Source organism: Bacillus sp. AP50, from assembly GCF_040492675.1.
Lineage (GTDB): Bacteria > Bacillota > Bacilli > Bacillales > Bacillaceae_G > Bacillus_A > Bacillus_A cereus.
Genome location: NZ_JBEUTW010000622.1, coordinates 1 through 4,366 on the forward strand (window position 1 = coordinate 1; position 4,366 = coordinate 4,366).

A 4,366-nucleotide genomic window follows, 5' to 3' on the forward strand; every position below is an offset into this window, starting at 1 on the left:
AACTTCAATTTCAATCCTATAGTATTTATAATGATGGGATTGAAATTGAAGTTGCGACTGATCACAATCATAGAAGAGAGGGCTTGGCAACTGTAGTTAGTGCAGCTATTATATTGGATTGCTTAGAAAATGGAAAGTATCCAAACTGGGACGCAGCGAATACTACATCTGCTAAACTAGCAGAAAAGTTAGGATATGAATTTGATAAGGCATATGATACTTATTTTGTAGATAATAGATGAGTGAAGGAGTTACATACTAAAAAATACATGCGCCCTAGTACGTAAGTCTAGGGCGCATGTATTAGTTGGTAAATATCTTCATAACAATTTTATCACATTTTATCTTTTGAATGTTTGGAATTAAAGATATTTATGTGACTTTTTGAAAAAATAAAAGAGCAGTTAGCAAAAGCTAACTGCCATAAGAACATTACATAAATAGTAGTTTTTAAAAATTATTCAATTTTATTTTCAAATCTGTACAGTCTTTTCTTTCATCATACTCAATGTAAGCTATGTGACCATCGGGGCGAATTAAAATGACATCTATATTTTTTAACTGGGGATCCTGTATTTCTCCTAGAACCACCTTTGTGTGCGAATCAATGTTAATTTTATCTATTTCATCTTTATAAAACGGATGTATTAATAAAATATATTTACCACCTTGCATCAATTCAAAGAGTTTATAAGTTTTCTTATTTTGAGAAGAAATAAGAAGATTTGTACATCTTTTCCCTATCAATGGATGCCTTTCTTTCGTATGCATAGAGGAATATATAACTCCTAAGCCACTTACTCTTTCAGCTAAATCTTTATTCACCTCTGGGTATGTGAGTAAATGCGAGAATAACTCTCTTAATTCTATACCTGCATTTGAAAAGTTTATCATTAATTGTTCTTGTGCTTGTACTTCCTTGAAAAATTGTTTTCCCACAGCATGTCGTTCAATATGATAACTTTCTAATAGGCTTTCATATTTTTTTTGTTTTACAGCGAGTCCCAATTTCCATCCTAAATTAAAAGCGTCTTGTAAACCTACATTCAAACCTTGTCCTCCTGCAGGGAAATGAATATGCGCTGCATCACCTGCCAAGAATACACGCTTATGTTGATAAGTATTTGCTAGTTTGGTTGCATTTCCAAAACGAGAAAGCCATATTGGACTTTTAATTTGAATATGTTCACCTGTAATACTATAAATACTATCTATAAGCTCTTTTTCTGTGACAGCAACATGAACAGGTATTGTCTGATTCTTAGGATCTACAATTGCAAAACGAAATACATTAGGTGCAATAGGTACCATTATTATTAACCCATTTATATTAGATGTAGAAAAAAATGGGTTATCCGGTACATCTTCTAAAATGACATCACCTAATATAGCAGTAGTTGTTGTATCTGTTCCATTAAAAGGTATATGTGATAACTCACGAACTACGCTTCTTGCGCCATCAGCGCCTACTACATATTGAACTTCTATTTTATATATTGTTTCTGCTTGTTCTATTTCTAGTTGTACGAATGTTTCATACTGTTTTATATCTTTTAATGTATGACCGCGTTTAATATCTACACCTAATTCTAACGCACGCTCTTCTAATATTTCTTCTGTAATAGATTGGGGAATAAAAAGCGTATATGGAAAATCAGTATCTAAATTTTTAAAGTTTAATCTTGTATCTAGGGCAGCAAAATGGCTTGTATCTGATTTCTTCCCTCTAGATAAAAATCGATTTTCAATACCTCTCATAGCCATTAATTCTAAGGAGCGGGGGTGAAGTGTGAGTGCTCTAGAATTTCTTATCCGATTTAATCTTCTCTCTACAACGACAACTTTTACACCTTGAATAGCTAATTCACATGCTGTCATAAGTCCAACCGGACCACCGCCAACTACCGCTACATCATAATAATTTTCCATGTCATGCCCTCCATTTTTTTATTTAATTAAGAGCTAATACAAGAATTTGCACAATGGATTTGTAAACGATATCTATTGTACAAATATAATTATACTCTATTTTAGTTTCCTTGGAAACTAAAATGAGATGACTTGAGATTTTCCCCATATCAAACATTCGATATGAAGGTTAATTGAATTCAATATGAGAAAGATAATAGGGTAATCTATTTTGAATTATTTAATGGAAGGGGTACGAGATTGAGATGAATAATTCATATAATGAAAAGACACATACATTGATTAAACAATTATTTAACAAGTTTTCACCAAAAGCTCCTGGCTTTGCATATATTGCTAGTTTTGATAGCGGGGTAACTTATAAAGGTACGGTTGGCTTAGCTTCTATAGAGAAAAATTTACCTATAACCACAAAAAATATTTTTAATATTGCCTCAGTCTCTAAACAATTCACTGCATTTTCTATATTACTCTTAGAACAAGAGGGAAGATTGAGTTTAGATGATTCAATTGTAAGGTTCGTCCCTTTTATAGGAACATATGCTGAACCTGTAACATTGAAACATCTAATTCATCATACTGGTGGACTAGTTGATTATATGGAATTGGCTCAAGCAGAAAATATTAAATTTACTGATATATTAACTGTGGAAGAATCGTTAAAACACCTTAAGGGTCATCAAATTGCAAGGTTCCCTGTTGGCACAAAATTTGAGTATAGCAATACAGGATATTTTTTATTGTCACTAGTGGTAGAGAAGGTAAGCGGGAAGTCTTTACGTCAGTTTGCAAAGGAACGTATTTTTGATCCTTTAAATATGAAAGACACAACAATTGTGGATTGCTACCCAACTACTATATCAATTGCTAGAGGGTATTCAAAGAATGAACAAGGAGCATATATGGTCTATGAAAGCCCTTGGGAACATACAGGGGATGGAGCAGTTCATACAAATGTTGAAGATCTTGTAAGATGGGGGGGAAATTTAACTACAGGCACCGTTGGTGGAAAAGAACTTGTTAAAAGAATGAGCGAAATAGGTCCGAAATTTTCTTCAGCTGGAGAGACGATTATTGAAAACGAAGATTATGCTTTTGGACTAAGACTTGCTGAAGGTTTTAACTGTCGGTACTTAGAACATTCAGGAAGTTGGGCGGGTTATCGTTCACACTTCATGCGGTTTCCACAAGAATATTTGTCTGTTGTAGTCCTAAGTAACTATGATGGATTTGATTCTAAAAAATATGCTAATGAAATAGCAGAAATTGTTTTAGAAAAGTAAAAAATGGAAATAACACTAATCTATTTGATAAAATTCATAAATAGATTAGTGTTATTTTTAATACAGTTACATTTTCATGTTCTATTAACCTATAAGGCCATCTAATTTTAACCATTGAGATTTTAAAGATCTTTTATTAACTTGCTTCCATCAGGCCTGCCTAATCCTGTACATGCATCTCATCTGGAAGATGTTTTTCTCTTTATGAATAGAAAAACTCTTGATGTGATTTAAGTTACATGAAAAGCTATATATTCAAAATTGGAGGGGTAATACCGTTAAGGAGATCCCAAGAACTTAATCCAAAAGAATATTCGAAATGCGGATAATCAACTATGGTAGTAAAGCGTCCACCCCAAGTTAAACCAAGTTTCTCTCCTATATACCCCATTTGCTTGAATTTCTTGATGTCACCCCAGGGTATAGAGTTATTTTCGTAAGGTGCAGCATCAAAAGCTAATCCCCAATTGTGATATGATTCTCCGCCTCGAGCGTTTGTAACCTTTTTACCCGGTTTCCATCTACCTAAAGAAAATAACCTATCTTGTTCACTCCAACTCCTAAACACTGAATATATTCGAACATCTAAGCCATTAGTTTTTGTTAATTGAAGAAATTCTTTAGCCAATATCTCTACATATGGATGTAAGGATTGTAAATGATTAGAGCTAGTATAAAATTCAGATTGAGAATTGGGATTAAATAATTTGTGGCGTGTTCTCGGTGTAATATCACCAGAAGGGTATAAATTTTGCTCTTTTTGGTATTCTTGTGTGGCTTGGGTAGTTGATAAACCGAATAATCCATCAAGTTGTCCAAAATAAAACCCTATAGATTGTAGCTTCTTTTGTATTAATATTACGTTCTTAAATAATGATTTCCATGTGTTAACTTCTACTATCCCATTAGGATTTAATTTAGTTTTCTCTTGGAAAATTTTTGTGCATTTATGTGTTTTTTCATCAAAAAAGCCGGTAATAGGAAGTTTCTCGTAGTTTACTCCCAAACCAATTAAATTTAATTGGAGTACGGTTACGTAGTAGCCTGTGGAACCTAATTTAAGAATGGGTAAATTCTCCATATTTCACCCCTTGATTTTAGAATACTGTTACTTATTATAGTTAAATTGAACTTTAATATGACAGGTACTAATC

The 4,366-nt window shown here is 32.9% G+C and carries 4 protein-coding genes; 2 read left to right on the forward strand and 2 right to left on the reverse strand.

All coding sequences use genetic code 11. The features are described 5' to 3' along the window. On the forward strand, nucleotides 1-242 hold a 242-nt coding region (locus ABWK52_RS27495), incomplete at its 5' end, for a GNAT family N-acetyltransferase (protein WP_353772290.1). A gap of 208 nt (nucleotides 243-450) precedes the next feature. Here ABWK52_RS27495 and ABWK52_RS27500 read toward each other — a convergent pair. Next, nucleotides 451-1,929 carry an FAD-dependent oxidoreductase gene (locus tag ABWK52_RS27500; protein ID WP_087948246.1) on the reverse strand — a complete coding sequence of 493 codons (1,479 nt, stop codon included), beginning with the start codon at nucleotides 1,927-1,929 and terminating at the stop codon, nucleotides 451-453. A gap of 245 nt (nucleotides 1,930-2,174) precedes the next feature. Between ABWK52_RS27500 and ABWK52_RS27505 the strand changes: the two genes are divergently transcribed. Continuing rightward, nucleotides 2,175-3,212, forward strand: coding sequence for a serine hydrolase domain-containing protein (locus tag ABWK52_RS27505; protein ID WP_098542142.1), 1,038 nt, complete (start codon nucleotides 2,175-2,177; stop codon nucleotides 3,210-3,212). A gap of 247 nt (nucleotides 3,213-3,459) precedes the next feature. Here ABWK52_RS27505 and ABWK52_RS27510 read toward each other — a convergent pair whose 3' ends face one another. Then, nucleotides 3,460-4,293, reverse strand: a complete 834-nt coding sequence (locus ABWK52_RS27510) for a peptidoglycan-binding protein (RefSeq protein ID WP_047387383.1) — start codon at nucleotides 4,291-4,293, stop codon at nucleotides 3,460-3,462. Between the last annotated feature and the right edge of the window lie 73 nt (nucleotides 4,294-4,366).

Coding starts and splice junctions, on each gene's coding strand:
- ABWK52_RS27500 (WP_087948246.1), bottom strand. CDS start 1,929: ATGGAAAATTATTATGATGTAGCGGTAGTTGGCGGTGGTCCGGTTGGA.
- ABWK52_RS27505 (WP_098542142.1), top strand. CDS start 2,175: ATGAATAATTCATATAATGAAAAGACACATACATTGATTAAACAATTA.
- ABWK52_RS27510 (WP_047387383.1), bottom strand. CDS start 4,293: ATGGAGAATTTACCCATTCTTAAATTAGGTTCCACAGGCTACTACGTA.